This window comes from Gammaproteobacteria bacterium, from assembly GCA_009838035.1.
Classification (GTDB): domain Bacteria; phylum Pseudomonadota; class Gammaproteobacteria; order Steroidobacterales; family Foliamicaceae; genus Foliamicus.
The window spans coordinates 1-19,834 of the sequence record VXSK01000029.1; the positions used below are offsets into that span (position 1 = coordinate 1).

Below are 19,834 nucleotides of genomic sequence, written 5' to 3' on the forward strand. Positions count from 1 at the left end.
TGATGGCGTCCAGCCCGGCGAACGCGCCGCCGCAGATGAACAGGATGTTCGAGGTGTCGACCTGCAGGAATTCCTGCTGCGGATGCTTGCGCCCGCCCTGCGGCGGCACCGAGGCCACGGTGCCCTCGATGAGCTTGAGCAGCGCCTGCTGGACGCCCTCGCCGGAAACGTCGCGGGTAATGGAGGGGTTGTCCGACTTGCGCGAAATCTTGTCGATCTCGTCGATGTAGACGATGCCGGTCTGGGCCTTCTCGACATCGTAGTCGCACTTCTGAAGCAGCTTCTGGATGATGTTCTCGACGTCCTCGCCCACGTAACCGGCCTCGGTCAGCGTAGTTGCGTCGGCGATGGTGAAGGGCACGTTGAGAATGCGCGCAAGCGTCTCGGCCAGCAGGGTCTTGCCGCAGCCGGTCGGTCCGATCAGCAGGATGTTGCTCTTTGCGATCTCCACGTCGGGCGCGTCTTTTTCCCTGCGCCGCGACCGCATGCGCTTGAAGTGGTTGTAGACCGCCACCGACAGCACCTTCTTGGCCCGGTCCTGGCCGATCACGTATTCGTTAAGGAACTTCATGATCCCCGCGGGCAGCGGCAGGGACACCGGCTGATTTTCCGCGCGGTCTTCGAATTCCTCGCGAATGATGTCGATGCACAACTCGACGCACTCGTCGCAGATGTACACGGAAGGGCCCGCTATGAGCTTGCGTACCTCATGCTGGCTCTTGCCGCAGAACGAACAGTAGAGGAGTTTCCGCTCGCCTCCGCCGCCACGATTATTTTTGCTGGACATAGCTTTTGTGCGATGCAGTCACGCCTGAGCGCGCGCTGGCATTGTAACCGCTAGGCGTCGTCTTCTTCCGGCGCGCCCACCTCGTCCCGGCTGGCCAGAACGCGGTCGATGAGCCCGTAGGAGCACGCTTCCTCGCCGCTCATGAAATGGTCGCGGTCGGTGTCGCGGGCAATGCGCTTCAAGGGCTGGCCCGTATGTTCGGCCAGGATCCGGTTCAGCCGCTCCCGGGTCTTGAGCATTTCCTTCGCATGAATGTCCACGTCGGATGCCTGACCCTGAAAGCTGCCCATGGGCTGATGGATCATGACGCGCGAATGCGGCAGGCAGTAGCGCTTGCCCTTGGCGCCGCCCGCGAGCAACAGGGCCCCCATGCTGGCGGCCTGCCCGAGGCACAGCGTGCTCACGTCGGGCTTGATGAACTGCATCGTGTCGTAAATGGAAAGCCCGGAACTCACCAGGCCGCCCGGCGAATTGATGTAGAGGCTGATGTCCTTTCCGGGGTTCTCGGACTCCAGGAAAATCAGCTGGGCCACGATCAGGTTGGCCATGTGGTCGTCCACGGCGCCCACGACGAATACCAGCCGCTCCTTGAGCAGGCGCGAATAAATGTCGTAGGCGCGCTCGCCGCGGGCGGTCTGCTCCACGACCATGGGCACCAGATTCAATGCTTTTTCATTCATTGGGCAGTTCCTCCGGAAAGGACGGGCGGCATGGGTTCCATGAACTCGTCGAAGGCCATCGGGCGCGGCGTGACGGCGGCGTTTTCGTACAGCCATTCGAGCACCTGTTCCTCGCGCATCCGCGCACGCAGGTTGCCGACCAGTTCGCGATTGCCCGCCAGCTCCGCGAGCGCCGCCTCGGGTTCGGGAGCGCCGGCGGCAAGCACTTGTAATTGCTCGCGCAGTCTCTGATCATCCAGCGCAATTTCCTCGCGCGCCGCGAGCTCGTTGATGAGTAGTTGCAGGCGCACGCGCTGCTCCGCCGCGGCCCGCATTCCGGGCATTTCCTCCGGCAACTCGGGCGGCTCCTCGGCTTCCTGCTCGCCGTCCGGGTCCGGAGGAGGCGGCGGCGGTCGCATGGCCTCCCGCGCCTGCTCGACTTCCTGGTCCACCAGCGTCCTGGGCGTCAGGCCGGGATTTGCGGTCAGCAACTGGTCGAACAGGGCCTGGCGCTTGTGTTCCTCGCATACGGATTGCAGTTCGCGTTCCAGAGTCGCGCGCACGTTCGCGCGTAAATCGTCGATGGCGCCGCTTTCGACACCCAGTTTTCCGATGAACTCTTCGTCGAGGTCCGGCAGCGAAGGCTCGGACACACTCACGACTTCGACTTCGTACAGCACGCGCTTTCCACGCAGCGTTTCGTCCGGGTATTCGGGCGGCATCTTCAGGCGGAACTTCTTCTTCTTGGAAGCGGGCAATCCCACCAGGCGCTCCTCAAGCTGCGGCATCAGGCGAGTTTCGCCCAGCATCAGAGGCGCCTCATTGATCTCTCCGGCGTCCACGGTCTGGCGCCGCCGCGAAGCGCGGATATTCGCAACCATGCGGTCGCCTTCACGCGCCGGCCGGTCGACATCCTCCCACTGCGCGTCGCGCCGGCGCAGGCGCTCTATCGTGCGGTCCACGTCCCGCTCGCTGATTTCCACCTGGGGCTCCTCATAAGCGAGTTCGTCCAGGCGATTGAACTCGATGTCCGGGAGCACGTCGAAGGTGGCCTCGTATTCGAGATCGGCGCCCTCGCGCGCCTTGCTGGTCTTGACCTCTCCGCCTCCCACTACCCGCAGCTTCCGGTTCTGCGCGCCCTCGCGGAAACTCCGCTCGATGGTCTCGCGGGTCAGTTCGTTCCAGACGTCCTGGCCGTAGCGCTGCCGGATCAGCTTGATCGGCGCCTTGCCGGGCCGAAATCCGCGTATCCGCGTGCGCCGCCGCAGCGCGCCAAGGCGCGCCAGGAATTCCTGCTGCAGGACGGTCGCGGGAACCTGCACGTGCATGACGCGGCGAAGTCCCTCGCCGTCTTCCACCTTGTAGCTTGCGCTGTCGAGATTCATAGTGCCGGATGGTTTGGTCGCCGTTTCAGGGGAAGGGTACTGGTGCGAAAGGAGAGATTCGAACTCTCAAGGGGATAACCCCACAGGAACCTAAATCCTGCGCGTCTACCAATTCCGCCACTTCCGCTCCCCCTCAATTATAGATTTGCCGGCGCGCCGGCGGCGGCGAAGGCCTGTCAGGAGGTGAGGAGTTCGAGGGCGGTCTGGTATTTCTCGGCGGTGCGGGCTATCACGCTTTCCGGGAGGCGGGGCGCGGGCGGCTCATGGTCCCAGTCCACCGAGTTCAGGTAATCGCGCACGAACTGCTTGTCGTAGCTCGGCGGCGATACGCCCACCTGGTACTCGGAAGCCGGCCAGAATCGCGAGGAGTCGGGCGTCAGCACTTCATCGATCAGCACCAGTTCCCCGGCCGCGTTGATCCCGAACTCGAACTTGGTATCGGCCACGATGATGCCGCGCGCGGCGGCATGCTCGGTCCCGAACCGGAACAGGGCCAGCGCTATGTCCCTCACCTGCTCGGCCAACGAGTCGCCGATCAGGCTTGCGGTCTGCGCCATTCCGATGTTCTCGTCGTGTTCGCCGGCCTCGGCCTTGGTGGCCGGCGTGAATATGGCTTCCGGCAGTCGCTCGCCAAGGCGAAGGCCCTCCGGCAGGCGGATGCCGCATACTTCGCCGGTGGCCTGGTAGTCCTTCCAGCCCGAGCCGATCAAGTGTCCGCGCACCACCGCTTCGACGGGCAGCGCCCGCACCCTGTCCATCAGCACCGAACGCGACTCGAGCTCCTCCAGCGCGTCCGGTTCGAGGCCGTCGATCACGTCGCCCAGGGGCGTGTGCAGCAGCGCATTCGGCACGATTTGGCCGGTATTGGCGAACCAGAACCGCGACAGCGCCGTCAGCACGCGGCCCTTGCCGGGAATGGGATCGGGCAGCACCACGTCGAAGGCGGAAATACGGTCGCTGGTCACCAGAAGGAGGCGATCGTCGCCCACCGCGTAGAGGTCGCGGACCTTGCCGCTGCCGATGGACTGCAAACCCGGAATTTCGGTATACGATACGGTCACTGTCTGCTCCCTTGTGCGTTCGTTTCGGGCGTATTCTAGTGTGCTGAGCGCGACACTGCCCACGCCAGGCCAATGTACGTATTTCTTCTAGGAAAAGCCGCCGGGTTCATCTTCGGATTCATGTTCGGCAGTCTGCCCGGAGCGCTTCTGGGAGTGCTGCTCGGGCACATGGTGGACCGCAGCATGTCGCGAAGCTTGGGCGGATCGTGGCAGACCTACTCCGGCGCAGAGACCGCCAACCGCCGGCGGGTCTTTTTCGCGTCCACCTTCCGCGTGATGGGGCATATCGCCAAGGCCGACGGCCGCGTGACCGAAGAGGAAATCCAGGCCGCGCGCCAGGTGATGCAGGGAATGCGGCTGAACCCGGCCCAGATACGCGAGGCCATCGACTGCTTCAACGAAGGCAAGGAGCCGCACTTCGACCTGGACGGCGAGTTGATGCGGATGAACGAAGCCTGCCGCGGTCAGCCGCTGCTCAGGCAGTTCTTTCTCCAGACGCAGTTCTTCATGGCCTTCGCCCACGGCGGCGTGACCGGCGAGGAGCGGGCGGCGCTGGATCGTATCGGGCAGGCGCTGGGACTCTCGCAATGGCAGATCAGCCAACTCGAAGCGCAGGCGCGCATGCGGGCCGGATTCGCCGGCGGCAACGGCCGCGCGGGTCCGGCACGGCAGCAGCCGATCGGGGACGCCTACCGCGCCCTGGGCGTTTCGTCCAGCGCCAGCGACCAGGAGGTCAAAACGGCCTACCGCCGCCTGATGAAGGAGAACCACCCGGACAAGCTGGTGGCGCGCGGACTGCCCGAAGCGATGATGGAGCGCGCCCGCGAACGCACCCGCGAGGTCAACCGGGCCTACGAACAGATCAAGGAACAGCGCGGAATGCGCTAACCCCGCCTTCTCTTAGTGCTCGCTTCGATTCGCCATCTCTTTGCTCCCTTCTTCCGGGAGACGCATGAATACGTCCCTGTAGCTTGCTCCGGCATCCCTGCCTCCAATACTCCCGGAAGAAGGGAGCAAAGAGACGGCTAAGGGACTGGAAATGCGCCGACGGTAGCCCCTTTGTGTGCCTTCCTCTCGTGGGAGCGTAAAAGCAGGATAGCGATTCCGAGCCAGTGAGCGCCGATGCCCCGGCGCGAACAGCGTCTCCAACGAGAGGGAGGCACACAAAGGAGCGGGATCGAAGCGCCGGGAGAGGCTATTCGCCGAGTGCCGTGCGCATTTCTCCGATGGCCTCGGCGTAATCGTCCGCGCCGAAGATCGCCGAACCGGCCACGAAGGTATCGGCCCCGGCGGCCGCGATCTCCGCGATATTGCCGGCCTTGACGCCCCCGTCCACTTCCAGCCACACGTCGCGCCCGCCGGCGTCGATGCGGCTGCGGGCCTCGGAAAGCTTGGCAAGGGCCTGGGGTATGAATTTCTGGCCGCCGAAGCCCGGATTGACGGACATGATCAGCACCAGGTCTATGGCCTGAAGCGTGTGATCCAGCCAGCTCAGCGGCGTGGCGGGATTGAAGGCCAGCCCCGCGCGGCAGCCGTGCTCGTGGATCAGCCCGATCGTGCGATCGACGTGGCCGCTGGCCTCGGGGTGGAAGCTCACGATGCTCGCGCCGGCCTCGGCGAAAGACCGGGCCACGGCGTCAACCGGGCTGACCATGAGATGCACGTCGATCGGCGCCGTGATCCCATGCTCGCGCAAGGCGCTGCAGACCAGCGGCCCCACGGTCAGGTTGGGAACGTAGTGATGGTCCATCACGTCGAAGTGGATCACGTCCGCGCCGGCCTCCAGGACGGCGTCGACCTCCTCGCCCAGGCGGGCGAAGTCGGCGGACAGGATCGAGGGAGCGATGCGGGCGCGTTTCATTTCACTGCCTCCGGCGCTCAGATATAGCGCGCGGTGGTGGTCATGACGCCGGAAACCAGGCGCATGGCCGAGCGCGCGACTTCCGGCAATGGTTCGCCGCCGGCTTCTTCCGCATCCCGTCCATGGCGGGCCTCGTCGGCGCGCATCTGCTCGAGGATCCTGCGGCTGCGCACGTCGTCGGCGGGCAGCTCGTCAAGATGTCCTTCGAGGTGATTCTCGACCTGCGCCTCGGTCTCGGCCAGGAAGCCGAGGCTGGAGCGGTCGCCCATCAGTCCGGCAAGCGCGCCGATGCCGAAGGAACCGGCATACCAGAAGGGGGTAAGCAGGCTGCGGCGGCCGTTCAGCTCGGTGATCCGCTCCTCGCACCACTTCAGATGGCGGCCTTCCTCGTCGGCCGCGCTCAGCAGATTGCGCCTCAGGCCGGGGTCGCGGGCGACCAGGGCCTGGCCTCGGTAAAGCGCCTGGGCGGAGACTTCGCCCGAATGGTTGACGCGCATGAGGCCGGCGCTGTGCTCCCGATCCTGGCTGGATTCGATCCCGTCCTCCGCGTCGCCGGCGGGGTTGTCGGCTGACGGCGCGGGCTCGCCGGCGCAGACGCGCAGGCAGTGGCCCAGTTCCGCGAGCAACTGGTCGCCGATGGATCGTTCGTTGTCCGTCATCGCTCTATCCGACTTGTCGCCGGGCTTGTCCGTGCCCGCCAAAGCGGTCATGGTAGCAAAGACGCGCCTGCCGAGATATATCCCTCGATTATTTCGGTCAACATCGGCAGCGTGATGCTGCCTGACGATAGAACGGCCGCGTGGAAGTCCGGCAAATTGAACGACTTGCCCAGGGCTTGTTGCGCCCGGGCGCGGAGCGTTTCGATGTGGCGCATCCCGACCTTGTAGGTGAGCGCCTGGGCGGGCCAATTGAAGTATCGCTTGACTTCGGAAATGTTGTCTCCCGGAGCGTTGCCGGTGTTTTCGTTCATGAAACGCAGCGCCCGGTTGAAGCTCCATCGTTTTCGGTGAATCCCGGTGTCGACGACGATGCGCACGGCCCGAAACAGCTCCAGCGCCAGGCGGCCGGCGTCCTGAATCGGATCGGCGTAGAACCCAAGTTCCCTGGGGAACTTTTCGGCGTAGAGCGCCCAGCCTTCCGCGAACGCCCCGATGTAGTACTGGCGCCGGAACAGCGGCCTGTCTCCCAGTTCAATGGCGGCGGCAGCCTGCAGGTGATGCCCGGGTATGGCCTCGTGGTAGCAGACCGCTTCGAGCTGGTAGGCCGGTCCGTCCGCCACTTTCTCCGTGTTGAGATAGAAAACGCCCGGACGGGAGCCGTCCGCCGATGGTTCGACGTAGTAGGCCCGCCCGGAAGTTGCGGCCGAAATCGGGTCGATGGGCCGGACTTCCAAAGGCACGCGGGATCGATGCGAAGTCAGCCGTTCGGACGCAGCCGCGATGCCGGCGATAAATTCCCTGGCCTGGGACAGGTATTCCGCCCTGCCCTGCGGGGTATCGGCAAAGTAGAACTCAGGGCTGGTTGCCAGGTGGCGCAGAAACGATTTTTCCCCGCCCCGGTAGCCGAGATCCCTGCCGACCAGCTCAATCTCGGACTGGATCCTGGCGGTCTCGGCAAGCCCCCAGTCATGCAGTTCGTCGGGATCCAGCGGTATGGTGCAATGCCTCAGAATTTCCGAAGCGTAGAAATCGGCCCCATCCGGCATCGCCCACACACCATTGCTGGCGGACAGGCCCCGCGACACACGGCGCAAGTCATCGCGGTACCTTTCGACAGCCGGGGCCAAATCCTCGCGCAGCAGGGTTTGCAGGGTACGCGTCAGCCGGTTGCGATCACTCGCGGGCAGTTGCGCGGCGTCGCACTTCGCGGTAAAGGCAAGGGCCACCGGGTGTTTGTCGCTATCGGCAAGCCGTTTTGCCGCCTCGACGGCCGAGGCGTCAATGTCCGCGAAATTGAATGCGGGCGGTGGGCAATCCGCGGCGATGGAGGCGGCCATTCGGTCGCCCTCGACGCGCAGCAACTCACCCATGCTCCGCACTCTTTCGACGTATGCCCGGGCATCGGAGAGAGAACGGATCTCGTGGTACTGCATCAGCACCGAAGGAGCGTACACGTGGGGCGCGAGCGCTCCGAAGAACGGCACGTGGTGGCGCCTCCAGCGGGCCTCTTCGATCAGTTCGCGCTGGGAAAGCGCATACAGCAGCGCGTCGTCCGAACCGCATTCCGCGCCGACGCACAACTTCTTGAGTCGCTCAAGATTCGACTTCGCAATTTGCGCCCGTTCGTCGTACCAGCGGTCGGTCCGAAGGGTCCAGGTGTCGTGCGCGGTCCCGTTCGGAGCCGGGAAGTGAAGCAGCGTGGCCCGGGTCGGATCACCCTGAAGCTGCTCGCGGAAAGACCGGTCGTAGAACTCCCTCAGCGTGCCTCGGGATTCCGCTCCCGCAGCAGGCAAAGGCGCGAGGGCGGCGCAGACAGCGGCAAGAAATCGTCTGCGGTCAATGCTCATTCGTCACTTGCCCGCCGGTCGTAAGGATTTCTCAATTCACGCCCTTGCGCAGCACCTTGCCGTGCGGTTGCTCGCTCAGGACTCCATGCCGGACCGCGACGCGGCCGTTAACCAGGACGAAGTCGAATCCCTCGGGAGGCAGGTCGTAATGGGTCCAGGTTGCCCTGGCCCTGACGTTCTCGGGCGCGAAAATCACCAGATCGGCTTTCTTGCCGGCCTCTACCGTGCCGCGGTCGCGAAGACCGGTGATTCGGGCAGGCAGCCCGGTCATCTTGTGCACCGCTTTTTCCAGCGACATTCGCGCGTCGTTGACCACGTATTCCTCAATGACCTTCGGATAGGTTCCGTAGCTCCGCGGGTGCCTTGTGGACGGCGATCCATCCGTGCCGATCGCGATGTGGTCGGCGACTATGAATACGTCGTGCGTTTCCCGGCTCTGGGTGAAGTGCGCGGCGCCAGGCCCGCCAAAGCCGAAGACGTCAATCAGCACGTCCACGAAGGGCAGCGCCAGCGCTTCGGCTGCTTCAGCCAGCGTCTTGCCGCTGAACTCACCGCTCACGATCAGGATGCGTTCGGGGCCGTGCCGCGACATGACCCGATCGAACAGCGCCTGTTCGAGCCGCGGGCGGTCGTTTTCGGCGGCGGCCTCGAACTCGCTGCGCTGCTTGGCCCATGACGGATACACGAGAGCCATGTCCGCCATACCGGCCACATACGGGTACACGTCCGCAGTTATGTCCACGCCTTCGGCACGGGCGTCCCGGATCCGATCAACCACCTCCACGCCTTCCTGCCAGGTAAGGCCGCCCACGATCTTGATATGGGAAGCATTTACGCGCGCATGTCGTCCCTGGGCGATCAGTTCGTCGATCGCGCCCAGAATGGCGCCGGCGTCCTCGGTGCGCATGTGGCTCATGACAACCCCGTCCCTGGCGCCGACCACCTTCGCCATGGCAACCAGCTCGTCGGTATGCGAATACCGCTCCGGGACATATTCGAGGCCGCTGCTGATGCCAAAGGCGCCGGCCTGCATCTCCGCCTCCAGGACTTCGATCATCATCGCGAGCTGCTCCGGCGTCGGAACGGGCCGCGTACCAACACCCGTCATCCAGCGCAGGGAACCGATTCCAACCAGCGCCGCTATGTTCGGCGCAACGCCCGCCTGCTCCACCTTCAGCGACCATTCCAGGAGGCTGCGAGGGTGTTCCGATGCGGGATCCGGCGACGCCATGGACTTTCGCCATTCGTCCATGGACAGCCTGTAGCCCGCGCGGATGTCCATGTGGAAACCCGGCGTACGTCCGTCCTGGCCCACCACCTTGGTGGTTACGCCCTGCAGCACGAAACTCTCCTGCAGTCCCGATATCAGTGGGTCGCCGTGGGCGTGGGTGTCTATGAAACCGGGGGTGACCACCCTGCCTGTCGCGTCAAGGAGCTGGTCCGCCTGGACTCTCGATCCGTCGAGCTGGCCGACATAGGCAATTCCGTCTCCCTCGATCAGCACATCGGCCCGGTACGACGGCGCGCCGGTGCCGTCGACGATGGTCCCTCCGCTGATCAGCACGTCGTACCGGACCGAGTAGTCCGGTTCGCCCGGTACACCGGCGTTTCCGGCGTCCGGAGACTGTCCGGCCGCGGATCCTGCAAGCAGAAGCACGCACAGAAATGCGGCTTTGTGCAGGGTAATCGAGGGTCGATGCATGGGGCCGGTACCGGTCATCCGGTCAAAGTGCAGCGTTCAGTAGAATGCTACCAGCCCGCGGTAATAGTCGCGCGCAAGACGGACAGCGGGAATTCGAATCGGGAACATGAGAATGAAATCACTGAAGCGGCGGATGATATGGACAGCGATTGGGGCTTTTGCCGTTCCCATGCTGTGGGGCGACGACCTTGCCGTGTCCGACGGCCGGTACCAGCACCATATCGACGTGGCGCCGGTGATCGGGCGCTTCCTGGCGCCGGACGGATTCATGGATCCGGAGTTCCCTCCCACCATCGCGGAACCAAGCCCGCATCTGACCGACTTCTTCGGCGTTCAGGCCGTAGCCGACGTGTCCCGGGACGAGATCGTCGCGGACTTCGTGCCGCGGTTTGCGGAGCTGACCGCCCGGGACGAACATTCGGTCACGTTGACATTTGAGGACGGCTTCACGGCGACGTTCTATCCGGTCTCCTCGCTTGTTGTCATGGGGTTCGCGACGCCGGTCAGCCACGTTGTCGTCAGCGGCGATACCTGGCGGCAGGCGCGCGGCAACGTCGAGACGCTGATTGGCAGGATTCGCGAAATCGGGCGCGCGGGCGCATATCTGCTGGAAAACCCGGACTACGGGCTGGAGATGCAGGCCTACGAAACGATGCGCAGCGGCCAGCGCGCCTCCGTCGAAATCGATCCGGACCTGTCCCGGTATCGGAGTTCCGCAGACGGACTGCTGCTGTTTCCGGAGGCCGTCCACGGTATTTCCACCGACGCCGACGCGTTGATGAAGGTGATCGATGGCGGAGGCTTCGACTGGCTCGGCATGGAAGCCCTCAACCTGGATCAGCAGGATGACCTGGACGCCTTCAACGATGCGGCAGCCGGCACGCCGGAATACGTCGAGGCGCGCGCCGTGCTGGTCGAGTACTTCGCCGACGCCTGGAACGGCCGGGCCGGACCAAGAACTACCGGAGAGGAAAACTACTATTTCAAGCTGTGCGAGGCGGCCCATGCGGCCGGCGCCCGCGTCATTGCACTAGAGGGCGCCAGCCTGCCGTTCCTGTTTTTCCGCTACGGCGAAACCGCGTTCGGCGCCTCGGTCCGCAGCCTGATCTGGGCCAACGCGATTCCCCCAACCGGGCGCGGCATCCTGTTCGGCGGCGGTGCCCACTTTCATTATCCGGACGTGCCGATGGTGCAGGACTTCGTCGCCGCCGAGTCGCCGGAGCGCCCAATCTTCGCCGTCCGCGACCTCTGGGCCAAAGCAAACTGACCGGAATCAGGCGGGGGCCCAGCCGTTGTGGCGGGGCCAGGTTCCGGTCACTTCGGGAGTTTCGCCATCAACCAGGTGGTATCGATCGTGGGCGGCCGCCGTCATGCAGGCATGGTTCGGCAATATTCGAAACTGCGTGCCCACGGGGAAGCGGTCGAACGGTAACGGCGCCCCGTCGATCGTCGAAATCAGGCCGTGCTCCTGGTGCACGCCCGAAACTACGAGGTTGTCTATCGTCCGCCCGGTTTTGGCGTCGCAGACGAGACCGTACTGCCGATCGACGGCCTGGACAGCAGTGCCCCGGTCCTTGGACAGGGCCAGGCCGCCCGCGTCGGTAATCAACCGGTTGAAGGCACGCTTCTGGCCGATAACGGTAGTCAGCACCGTGAGTGCGATATCTTCCGGGCGGCAGACGCCGAGCCCCGCCTGGAACAGGTCCTGAAACACGTAAACTCCGGCGCGGACCTCGGTTACGCCTTCAAGATGCGGCGCAAACGTCGCCGTGGGCGTGGAGCCGACGCTGACGATTTCGCAGCGCATGCCGGCCTCCCGTATGGCCTTGGCGCAGTGGACCACGGAATCCCGTTCCCGCTCGGCAATCCGGGCAATCTGTTCGGTGCTTGTGCAGTCGTAGGAGGCGCCGGCATGCGTCATCACGCCCCGGAACACAGCGCCGGTCGAGTCGGACAGAATCTCTGCCGCCTGCAGAACTTCGGGGGAGTCCGGTTCCAGGCCGGCTCGGTGGTCATCGGAATCGATTTCAAGCAGCGCCGGGATCCGCTTGCCGTGCCGCTCGGCCCAGTCGGCGACGGCCCTGGCCGTTTGCGCGCTGTCGAGAATCACCTTGAGGTCGATGCCGGAGCCGATCAGCCGGGCAACGGCGCCCAGCTTGGCCGGCACGATGCCCACTGCGTACATGATGTCGCCGAACCCGGCCCGCCCGAAGTAATCCGCCTCGGCGAGCGTGGAGACCGTGATCCCTCCGGTAAATCCCGCGGTCGCCATCCTGGCGATATCGGCGCTCTTGCTGGTCTTCACGTGCGGACGAAGGTCGACGCCCAGCGACCGGACCCGTTTGCGCATCCTGTGGACATTGGCGGCGAGCTTGCGTCGGTCGACGATCGCGCAGGGTGTGAAGAGCCGGGAAAAGTCAGTTGCCACGGATCACCGAAGGGTCGCCTGGCCAGGTCGGCATCAGTTTCGTTCCACCGTAAGCCCGGAGCCCGGAAAGTAGACCACCGCATCGAACTGTTCGCTCAAGACCAGGTTGCGGAACAGCATATTGTGGTTCTGGGCATAGGCGGTGCCCGGCGTTGTGACCGTTTCCTCGAGGTCGCCGGCCGCGGACAGGTTGACAATGGCCGTCTCCTCGCCGAACCTGGCGTGTAAGGCATCTTCCAGACTGCCCGATCGGTCGATCTCGCATGTCTCGCAACGGGTCAGACTGGCGATGACGACGTAATCGTCGCCCAGGACCCGGAATGCGCGCGATCCGAACGACGCCGTTCCGAGCTGCATGCCGCCGGCTTCCGCTGTGCCGACGACCTCCAGCCTTTCGGCGCGCTTGGCTGCGTGCCAGTTGTGCATCCAGATCACGGCCCGTCGATCCCTGTGGCGAGTCTCGCGAAGGGTGAAAAATATCTTTGCGCGAACCATGTCGCCGATGCGGTAAGCAGCCGACGAGGCTTCGTTCTGTCTGGCGGCGAATTCGGGATCATCGTCGGCCAGGGTATTGCCGAGGTCCATGACGTAAGTCAGAGTGTCAATGCTCGTGCGCAGGCTCAGCACGTGCATTTCCAGCTCCCGGATCGCGTCGTTTCCGACTTCGGCTACAAGCCTGGTGCGGTTGGCGAGAACAACGTCCTCGATCGCGATCAGGGCATCGATGATCTCCAGGCGCTGCTGCGGTGTATAGATGAGTTCGCCGGCGCGATACCGGCCACTGGAAAACACGATCGAATCAAGATCGGTCCGGTGTTCTCCGTTGAAGAACGGGTATTTTTCGAGAACATTGGCGGCCCACGTCGGGATTTCGATCGCGGACGAGGCAAAAAACGCCTTGATTGCCGTGGCATCGGTAACCGGCTGTTCAGGCTGATAGCCCGATACGATCACCGGGTCGTCGGGATGAGCACGATTCCACGCGCGGATCCACAGCAGCAGTGCCTTCATCTGATCCGACCCGAATGCGTTCAGGTACAGCGCCTGGTGCGGGGGAATTTCGGTGGCTTCGGAGTCGATATAGGCCATGATGTTCTCTTCGATGGCCCACATGGTTTCGAGGACGAACAGGCGGACGCCATGCTCCTCCACCATGTACTTGAAGGCCTCGACCCCGAATTTGTGGAACTCCTCCAGGAAGTGGGACGACTCCGACAGGGATATGACCGAAGCGTCGCCGATCACCTCGTCGATTACGACGCGCATCTCCGGCGCGAGTGAGGACGATTCGTAGCGTTGCGCGACGCTGTCGCTGGCCGGCGCAGGAGCGGTCAGCACGAACAGAGAGAGCAACAAGGCGCAGCGACGGTGCACAACCTTCATCGTCGAACCTCCCGGTGCCGTGTCGGGCGACTATTCGAACAACTGAACAGTTCCACCGGTGTGTATGAACAGAATGTTCTCATCGGCGCGGAAACGGCCGTTGCGGGCATAGTCGATGAGTCCGGCCGCCGCCTTGCCCGTGTAAACCTGGTCCAGGAATATGCCCTCGGATTTCGCGAACATGTCGATGGCTTCCTCGCAAGCCTCGGTACGCCGCCGATAGCCGTCACCGACATAGGAGCCGTCAGTGACGAGGGGACTCTGGGCAATCCGCATGCCGGCGAACCGGTCGAAACGCCGCAAGACCGTGCGAACCTTGCGCTCCTGGGCGTCCGTGTCGCGCGATGCCGCCATGCCGATGATCGTGCCCTGCCAACCCGACAGGACCTGCCCTGCCACCAACCCGGCCTGCGTGCCGCCCGACCCGGTGGAAACCACAATCTTGGAAAACCCGATGCCCTCATTCCGTTCGAAACTCAGGATCTCGCGAAAAGCGTCTGCATACCCGAGTGTTCCCAGGCCATTGGAACCGCCCATCAGGATACGGTGCGCCCTGATCCCGTCATCGTTCAGGCGTTTGGTCAGCTCTTCGCTGGCCGCTTCCAGTTCCGGGTCCGAATCGGTTTCCAGGTGGTGCATGTGCGCGCCCACGCGAGCATTCAGGATGAGGTTGCCGGTGAGCGCGTCGGGCGTCCCGCCCCCCAGCACCAGGTGCACGTCGAGATCCGCCGCCGCCGCGGTGACTGCCGTCGTGCGGCACCAGTTGGACTGATTGCTGCCGCAGGTAACGATCGCCTCCGCGCCGCCGTCGACCGCTTCCCTGATCAGGTACTCGAGCTTGCGGATCTTGTTGCCGCCCAGCCCGAAGCCGGTCAGGTCGTCGCGTTTGCAGTAAATCGAGCAATCCAGTTTCTCGCTGAGGCGATTGAGCCGGTGAATCTGCGTCGGCAGCCGCGCAAACCGCATCCGCGGATGGCGGTTCACGAGCTCATCGAGCGCAATCGAGAAGGGCGCCACACGTTCTACCGCTTCAGTCTTCATGGGCTCGGCGCTTTCCAGGTTCGTAACGGTCGACCGCCCCAGCGGGGAGGCGGCCAATCCGGAGATGGATTTATCGATTATGCTTGCGTCCGACTGTAGATGTTTCACTATAACTCACGCCAGGCGCAGTCTTGCGCTTGAAGGCGCGGTGATTCCAGCGCTCCATGGCCAACATACATCCTCCGCTGGACTGGGTACGCGTCTTCGAGGTTGCGGCCCGAACGGGAAGCTTTGCGGTTGCGGCCAAGGCGCTGTCCGTGTCTCCCGGAGCGGTCAGCCGGACGGTCAAGGAGCTGGAAAAGTTTCTGGGCATAAAGCTGTTCAGACGACTGCCGCGCGGAGTGGAGCTGACCGCGATCGGCGAGGACTATGCAAGGAGGGTTTCGCCGGCCATTCGCAGGATCGCCGAGGCATCGGCCAACATATCGAGGCGGAAACGCGCCAGTACGCTGCGGGTGACGGCAATGCCCGCGCTGGGGGAACGATGGCTGGTGCCCCGTCTCGGCAAATTCCGCGACGAGTTCCCGGACATTTCCGTGGAAGTATCGGCCGATGCCGCCGTAATCGACCTCGCCGACTCGAATTTCGACCTGGCATTGCGCTATGGAGACGGCCGCTTCGGCGATCTGGAAGCAGTCAAGCTCTTCCCGGACGAGATCTTTCCGGTAATGGCGCCGACCGTCGCAACAAAGTACCGAATCAACGAATTCACGGACATCTTCAGGGTTCCGCGCCTGCAGGACACGTACTGGGCCAGCGACTGGAAACTGTGGCTCGATGCGGCCGGTGTTATCGCACCGGCGGACTGGCACCAGACGTCGTTCACGTTGTACAGCATGGCGCTTTCGGCGGCCGCGGCCGGACAGGGCGTGGTCATGGGGCATCATGTTCTGGTGGAATCGGATCTGCGGGAGGGCCGCCTGGTGGAGCCATTCGGGCTCAGGGTGAAGGTCCCGAAGAGCTTCTACTGCATTGAGAACCCCAATCGACCGGGATCCGAAGCCGTCAAGGCATTCGTCGACTGGCTGGCCCGCCTCGCGGTTAGCAACTGATCCCCGGATCGAGGTCATGCAGCGATGACTGCCGAATTCGGCCTGCTGAGCCTGGCGCCTCCGGTACTGGCGATCGCACTCGCCATCTGGAAGAAGCGCGTTCTGCCGGCGCTGTTTGCCGGCATCTTTTCCGCGCAGCTGGTCCTGCATGGCGACAGCCTCCTGGCCGCGCCCTTTGCGATGCTCGACCACATGGTTGGCGTTGCGACCGATCCCGGCAATTTCCGTCTGATCCTGTTCAGCTTTCTGATCGGCGGCCTTCTCAAGCTGATCAAGGAGGCCAACGGTTTCGAGTCATTCGCAGCGAAAATCGAGCGTCATCGCATCAGGATCAACAAACGATCCGCTTTCGGCACCACCTGGTTTCTCGGGGTCAGCCTGTTCCTCGAAGGATGGAGCAACTTCCTCATCAACGGCACGACCGTCGCGCCGCTGTATGACCGATTGGGCCTGTCGCGGGAGCGCATGGCCTATTTCGTCCACACCATCGGCATCGCGGTCGTGTCGATGGTACCGATCAACAGTTGGGCCGCGTTCTACATGGGGCTGCTGATGGCGCAGGGAGTCGAGGAGCCGTTCGGATTTCTGCTGCGGGCGATTCCGTACATGCTCTATAGCTGGATCAGCCTGTTCCTGATTCTCTACGTCATGCTTACGGGAATGACCATCGGTCCCATGCGCCGGTTCGACAAGGCGGCGGCCGCGCTCCTGAAGCGAGACGAAAAACGGGAAGCCGAAGCGGGGCGCAAGGCCGGCCGGATCGAGTACATGGCGGTGCCCGTCATCACGCTCGTTGTGACCGTTCTGGCAAGCCTGTATGTCACGGGCGGCGGGGAAATCACGCGGGGCGACGGGTCAAAGTCCGTGCTCTATGCCGTCGCCGTCTCCCTTGCGGTGACATCTCTCGTACTGCTGGCGAGGCGCGAGTACGGCTTTCTCGAAATAGAAGACAGGATCGTGGCCGGAATGTCGGAGTTCTTTCCGGTCGGCATCCTGATCGTATTCGCCCTGTCGCTGGGGGACCTGACCCAGCAACTCGGCACGGGCCTCTTCATCACCGGATTCGTGGGTGACTTTCTGCCGCAAGGCACGCTGCCCGCCCTGGTTTTCTTACTGGGCGCCGGCATGTCGTTCGCGACAGGCACGTCGTACGGCACGTTCTCCATCATGGTGCCGATCGCGCTGCCGCTCGCCGCGGCGAGCGGGATCAGCCCGGAACTGATGTTCGGCGCGGTGATTGCCGGCGGTCTTTTCGGCGACAACTGTTCGCCGATTTCGGACTCCACCATCGTGACTTGCATCGGCGCAGAGGTAAAAATCATCGATCACGTCACGACGCAGTTGCCGTATGCTCTGGTGTCCGCGGGCATTACCGCCGTGGCCTTCCTGCTCTTGGGCGCCTTCAATTGATGTTTTTCAGGACCAACCGTCGGAAAGCGCCCGGCATCGAACTGGCGGCATGGGCCGGCTGCGGGCTGCTGAGTTTATGCGTCGCGGGCGCAACGAATTCGGTCCGGGCCTCCCCGCCCATGGACACCCCTGCCACGCACCGCGAACTACTCCGGGACATCGAGGCCGCGCACACCCGGGAGCTGCAGGAAGAGGGCGTCATCGGCGCCGGGTTTCTGGTGGCGGACAGGAAAGGTTTGCTCGGGCGCTACAACTTCGGGTTCGCGGATGTCGAGCGTCGGAACCGGGTTGACGAAGATACGATTTTCCATTGGGCTTCGGTGACCAAGATCCTGACCTCGGTGGCGGCAATGCAGCTCGTCGAGCGTGGCCTGCTGTCCCTGGACGCGCCGGTGGTCTCCTTTCTGCCGGAAATCGGCGCGGTCCATAATCGCTTCGGCCCCATGGACGCGATCACCGTCCGCCACCTGCTGACCCATTCTTCCGGCTTCCGCGGCCCCACCTGGCCCTGGAAGGACGAGCCCGGCTGGCAGCCTCATGAACCGCGCAGCTGGTCGCAGCTGGTCGCGATGATGCCCTATACGGAAATCCGTTTTGAACCGGGCACGAGGTACGGCTATTCGAACCTCGGCGCCATCTTTCTCGGCCGGATCGTCCAGACGCTTACGGGCGACACGATCGAGGCCTACGTCGACAAGAACATCTTCAAGCCGCTGGGCATGTACCGAAGTTACTTCGACATGACGCCCTGGCATCTCGCCGGATCCAGGTCCCACGGCTATTACGCCGAAGAGGGCGGCCCACGATCCATCGGACCGGACTTCGATACCGGGATCACCGCGGCGAACGGCGGACTGAACGCCCCCTTGTCCGATATGCGCAGGTTCGCGGATTTTCTGGCCGGCAACTCCGAGGTCACAGGAATCCTTCAGCCAGCGACGCTCGCGCGGATGTTCGAGCCCGCCTTTCCGGTCGGCAGCGATCAGGACCGTGACGTCAGCGTCGGCCTCGGGTTCTTCATCGCCGACAACCGGACCCGCGTCACTGAAGAAGTCGTCCGGTGGGTCGGCCATTCGGGCTACCAGTTGACCCATCGCTCGTCGTTCATGGTCAATCCGGCGGACGGCCAGGTTTTTCTCGCGGCCGCCAACACCGTCCGCCGCTCCGGGGGGAACCCCTCCGAAGTCAATCTGCGCAGACTCCTGTTGAGCATATACTTCCCGATCGTCTCCGGGAGGTAGGCAGGCAATGCGCGATCGAGGACGACTCCCGCTTGTGCTTGCGGCCGGTTTGTTGATTGCCGCCACGGCCGGCGGGCAAGGGAACCCGGGTACGTTCGACGAAGCCTGGGCCGGCGTGACCGCGCAGTTCGACGCGGACCTGCGCCGCAACCGCTACGTGGGGGGCAGCCTCTATTTCACCCGCGAAGGCCAGGTCACGGGCGCTCACCATTACGGCCACCAGACGCTGAAACCGCGGCGCGCCGTGAACGAGAACACGATTTACCACTGGGCCTCGATCACCAAGACGTTTACCGCGATCGGAATCATGCAGCTGCGGGACCGGGGGCTGCTCGACCTGGACCATGCGGTAACGGCTTACATACCTGTCTTCGGCCAGGCTCATAATCCTTTCGGCGATATGTCCGACGTCACCATCAGGCACCTGATGACACACACATCGGGCCTGAGAGTCCCCACCTTTCCATGGGGCGGAACGGAGCAATGGCATCCCCACGAGCCCGCGGATTGGTCGCAGTGGGACGCGATGCTGCCGTATACGAAACTTCACTTCGCTCCCGGTTCGTCCTATTCGTACTCAAATCCCGGGACCAGCCTGCTGGGGCGGATCATTGAGCAGATTACCGGGGACGACATAGAGGTCTACATCGACAAGAACATTCTCAGGCCGCTGGCGATGTACGACAGCTATTTCGACATCACCCCCTGGCACCTGAAGGCGTTTCGATCAGACAACTTCACGGTCGAAGGCGAGCAGGTCACGTCCAATGGCATCGATTTCGATACGGGCATGACCACCGGCAACGGCGGCCTCAACGGCCCGGTCGGAGACATGGTGAAGTACGTCAATTTCCTGCTGGGCGCAGGAGATTCAGCGCGCCATGAGCAGGTTCTGTCGCGCGCCACGCTGGAAGAAATGTGGGAGCCCTTGCATGTGCATGAGGAGTTCGACGAGCTGACCGAGTACATGGCCACGACCTTCTTCGTGATCGACTATCGCGCGGGTCCGTCGTCGCATCGCTTCGTCGGGCACACGGGCGGGCAGAAAGCGTTTCAGGCGTTTCTCTATATTCATCCTCCATCGAAAAGCGCAGCGATCATGGCGGTCAACTCACGTACTGCTTCGATGGAGCGCGACCTGTACAACGACACGCGCTTGAACCTGTTTCGTGAAGCATTCTTGATCGATGCCGGCCCGTGACTGCCGGACCAAAATCGAGCCCTATAAAACCTGAGCCTAAGAATCACCAAAACGGGTTTGCGACCCGCCCTGAATTCGGACAGAATGGTAGCGGTCAACCAACCGGAATCTTTGGAT

17 protein-coding genes and 1 tRNA gene are annotated in these 19,834 nt (G+C 63.6%); 6 read left to right on the top strand and 12 right to left on the bottom strand.

What is annotated here, in order from left to right:
* The 5 genes from clpX to F4Y72_12105 form a co-directional block, all read right to left on the bottom strand.
* Positions 1–787: ATP-dependent Clp protease ATP-binding subunit ClpX (gene clpX / locus F4Y72_12085; GenBank protein ID MXZ29025.1), on the bottom strand; the 787-nt coding region annotated here is incomplete at its 3' end.
* Positions 788–837: 50 nt separating this feature from the next.
* Complete coding sequence (gene clpP, locus F4Y72_12090; GenBank protein MXZ29026.1) at positions 838–1,467, bottom strand: ATP-dependent Clp endopeptidase proteolytic subunit ClpP; 630 nt, start codon at positions 1,465–1,467, stop codon at positions 838–840.
* Positions 1,464–2,831 carry a trigger factor gene (locus F4Y72_12095; GenBank protein ID MXZ29027.1) on the bottom strand — a complete coding sequence of 456 codons (1,368 nt, stop codon included), beginning with the start codon at positions 2,829–2,831 and terminating at the stop codon, positions 1,464–1,466. Before F4Y72_12095 ends, clpP begins: the two co-directional genes overlap by 4 nt.
* Before the next feature lie 40 nt (positions 2,832–2,871).
* Positions 2,872–2,958, bottom strand: a tRNA-Leu gene (locus F4Y72_12100).
* Between the two features lie 49 nt (positions 2,959–3,007).
* Positions 3,008–3,892, bottom strand: coding sequence for a phosphoribosylaminoimidazolesuccinocarboxamide synthase (locus F4Y72_12105; GenBank protein ID MXZ29028.1), 885 nt, complete (start codon positions 3,890–3,892; stop codon positions 3,008–3,010).
* 72 nt (positions 3,893–3,964) lie between these two features.
* Here F4Y72_12105 and djlA point away from each other — a divergent pair, with 72 nt between their 5' ends.
* Positions 3,965–4,780, top strand: coding sequence for a co-chaperone DjlA (djlA, locus tag F4Y72_12110; protein ID MXZ29029.1), 816 nt, complete (start codon positions 3,965–3,967; stop codon positions 4,778–4,780).
* A gap of 307 nt (positions 4,781–5,087) precedes the next feature.
* Here djlA and F4Y72_12115 read toward each other — a convergent pair whose 3' ends face one another.
* Genes F4Y72_12115 through F4Y72_12130 form a run of 4 tightly spaced genes read right to left on the bottom strand, consistent with a single transcriptional unit; the run spans position 5,088 to position 9,979 of the window.
* Complete coding sequence (locus F4Y72_12115; protein MXZ29030.1) at positions 5,088–5,753, bottom strand: ribulose-phosphate 3-epimerase; 666 nt, start codon at positions 5,751–5,753, stop codon at positions 5,088–5,090.
* A 17-nt stretch (positions 5,754–5,770) separates the two neighbouring features.
* A complete protein-coding gene (coq7, locus tag F4Y72_12120; protein MXZ29031.1) occupies positions 5,771–6,412 on the bottom strand; it encodes a 2-polyprenyl-3-methyl-6-methoxy-1,4-benzoquinone monooxygenase in 642 nt (213 codons plus the stop codon).
* 47 nt (positions 6,413–6,459) lie between these two features.
* Positions 6,460–8,259 (bottom strand): DUF885 domain-containing protein, encoded by a 1,800-nt coding sequence (locus F4Y72_12125; GenBank protein ID MXZ29032.1) that lies wholly within the window; start codon positions 8,257–8,259, stop codon positions 6,460–6,462.
* 31 nt (positions 8,260–8,290) lie between these two features.
* Positions 8,291–9,979, bottom strand: a complete 1,689-nt coding sequence (locus F4Y72_12130) for an amidohydrolase family protein (GenBank protein MXZ29033.1) — start codon at positions 9,977–9,979, stop codon at positions 8,291–8,293.
* A 94-nt stretch (positions 9,980–10,073) separates the two neighbouring features.
* Here F4Y72_12130 and F4Y72_12135 point away from each other — a divergent pair, with 94 nt between their 5' ends.
* Positions 10,074–11,228, top strand: a complete 1,155-nt coding sequence (locus tag F4Y72_12135) for a hypothetical protein (protein MXZ29034.1) — start codon at positions 10,074–10,076, stop codon at positions 11,226–11,228.
* Between the two features lie 6 nt (positions 11,229–11,234).
* Here F4Y72_12135 and F4Y72_12140 read toward each other — a convergent pair whose 3' ends face one another.
* The 3 genes from F4Y72_12140 to F4Y72_12150 all read right to left on the bottom strand — a co-directional run bounded on the left by F4Y72_12140 (position 11,235) and on the right by F4Y72_12150 (position 14,813).
* Positions 11,235–12,311, bottom strand: coding sequence for a DSD1 family PLP-dependent enzyme (locus tag F4Y72_12140; protein ID MXZ29035.1), 1,077 nt, complete (start codon positions 12,309–12,311; stop codon positions 11,235–11,237).
* 111 nt (positions 12,312–12,422) lie between these two features.
* Positions 12,423–13,772 (bottom strand): erythromycin esterase family protein, encoded by a 1,350-nt coding sequence (locus tag F4Y72_12145; protein ID MXZ29036.1) that lies wholly within the window; start codon positions 13,770–13,772, stop codon positions 12,423–12,425.
* A gap of 30 nt (positions 13,773–13,802) precedes the next feature.
* Entirely contained in the window at positions 13,803–14,813 is a 1,011-nt protein-coding gene (locus tag F4Y72_12150) for a D-cysteine desulfhydrase family protein (GenBank protein MXZ29037.1), read from the bottom strand.
* A 164-nt stretch (positions 14,814–14,977) separates the two neighbouring features.
* On the opposite strand from F4Y72_12150, the gene F4Y72_12155 reads away from it, so the two are divergent.
* From F4Y72_12155 to F4Y72_12170, 4 genes are read left to right on the top strand one after another with little or no spacing between them, the layout of a single operon-like run.
* A complete protein-coding gene (locus F4Y72_12155) occupies positions 14,978–15,865 on the top strand; it encodes a LysR family transcriptional regulator (protein MXZ29038.1) in 888 nt (295 codons plus the stop codon).
* 24 nt (positions 15,866–15,889) lie between these two features.
* Positions 15,890–17,275, top strand: a complete 1,386-nt coding sequence (locus tag F4Y72_12160; protein MXZ29039.1) for a hypothetical protein — start codon at positions 15,890–15,892, stop codon at positions 17,273–17,275.
* Positions 17,275–18,516, top strand: a complete 1,242-nt coding sequence (locus F4Y72_12165; protein ID MXZ29040.1) for a beta-lactamase family protein — start codon at positions 17,275–17,277, stop codon at positions 18,514–18,516. Before F4Y72_12160 ends, F4Y72_12165 begins: the two co-directional genes overlap by 1 nt.
* Positions 18,517–18,523: 7 nt before the next feature.
* On the top strand, positions 18,524–19,717 hold the full coding sequence (locus tag F4Y72_12170; GenBank protein MXZ29041.1) for a beta-lactamase family protein: 1,194 nt from the start codon (positions 18,524–18,526) through the stop codon (positions 19,715–19,717).
* Positions 19,718–19,834 lie beyond the last annotated feature (117 nt).

What these genes read in the sequence shown, in the direction of transcription:
- clpP (MXZ29026.1), bottom strand. Translation starts at nt 1,467, where the DNA reads ATGAATGAAAAAGCATTGAATCTGGTGCCCATGGTCGTGGAGCAGACC.
- F4Y72_12095 (MXZ29027.1), bottom strand. Translation starts at nt 2,831, where the DNA reads ATGAATCTCGACAGCGCAAGCTACAAGGTGGAAGACGGCGAGGGACTT.
- djlA (MXZ29029.1), top strand. Translation starts at nt 3,965, where the DNA reads ATGTACGTATTTCTTCTAGGAAAAGCCGCCGGGTTCATCTTCGGATTC.
- F4Y72_12115 (MXZ29030.1), bottom strand. Translation starts at nt 5,753, where the DNA reads ATGAAACGCGCCCGCATCGCTCCCTCGATCCTGTCCGCCGACTTCGCC.
- coq7 (MXZ29031.1), bottom strand. Translation starts at nt 6,412, where the DNA reads ATGACGGACAACGAACGATCCATCGGCGACCAGTTGCTCGCGGAACTG.
- F4Y72_12125 (MXZ29032.1), bottom strand. Translation starts at nt 8,259, where the DNA reads ATGAGCATTGACCGCAGACGATTTCTTGCCGCTGTCTGCGCCGCCCTC.
- F4Y72_12130 (MXZ29033.1), bottom strand. Translation starts at nt 9,979, where the DNA reads ATGACCGGTACCGGCCCCATGCATCGACCCTCGATTACCCTGCACAAA.
- F4Y72_12135 (MXZ29034.1), top strand. Translation starts at nt 10,074, where the DNA reads ATGAAATCACTGAAGCGGCGGATGATATGGACAGCGATTGGGGCTTTT.
- F4Y72_12140 (MXZ29035.1), bottom strand. Translation starts at nt 12,311, where the DNA reads ATGCGCAAACGGGTCCGGTCGCTGGGCGTCGACCTTCGTCCGCACGTG.
- F4Y72_12145 (MXZ29036.1), bottom strand. Translation starts at nt 13,772, where the DNA reads ATGAAGGTTGTGCACCGTCGCTGCGCCTTGTTGCTCTCTCTGTTCGTG.
- F4Y72_12150 (MXZ29037.1), bottom strand. Translation starts at nt 14,813, where the DNA reads ATGAAGACTGAAGCGGTAGAACGTGTGGCGCCCTTCTCGATTGCGCTC.
- F4Y72_12155 (MXZ29038.1), top strand. Translation starts at nt 14,978, where the DNA reads ATGGCCAACATACATCCTCCGCTGGACTGGGTACGCGTCTTCGAGGTT.
- F4Y72_12160 (MXZ29039.1), top strand. Translation starts at nt 15,890, where the DNA reads ATGACTGCCGAATTCGGCCTGCTGAGCCTGGCGCCTCCGGTACTGGCG.
- F4Y72_12165 (MXZ29040.1), top strand. Translation starts at nt 17,275, where the DNA reads ATGTTTTTCAGGACCAACCGTCGGAAAGCGCCCGGCATCGAACTGGCG.
- F4Y72_12170 (MXZ29041.1), top strand. Translation starts at nt 18,524, where the DNA reads ATGCGCGATCGAGGACGACTCCCGCTTGTGCTTGCGGCCGGTTTGTTG.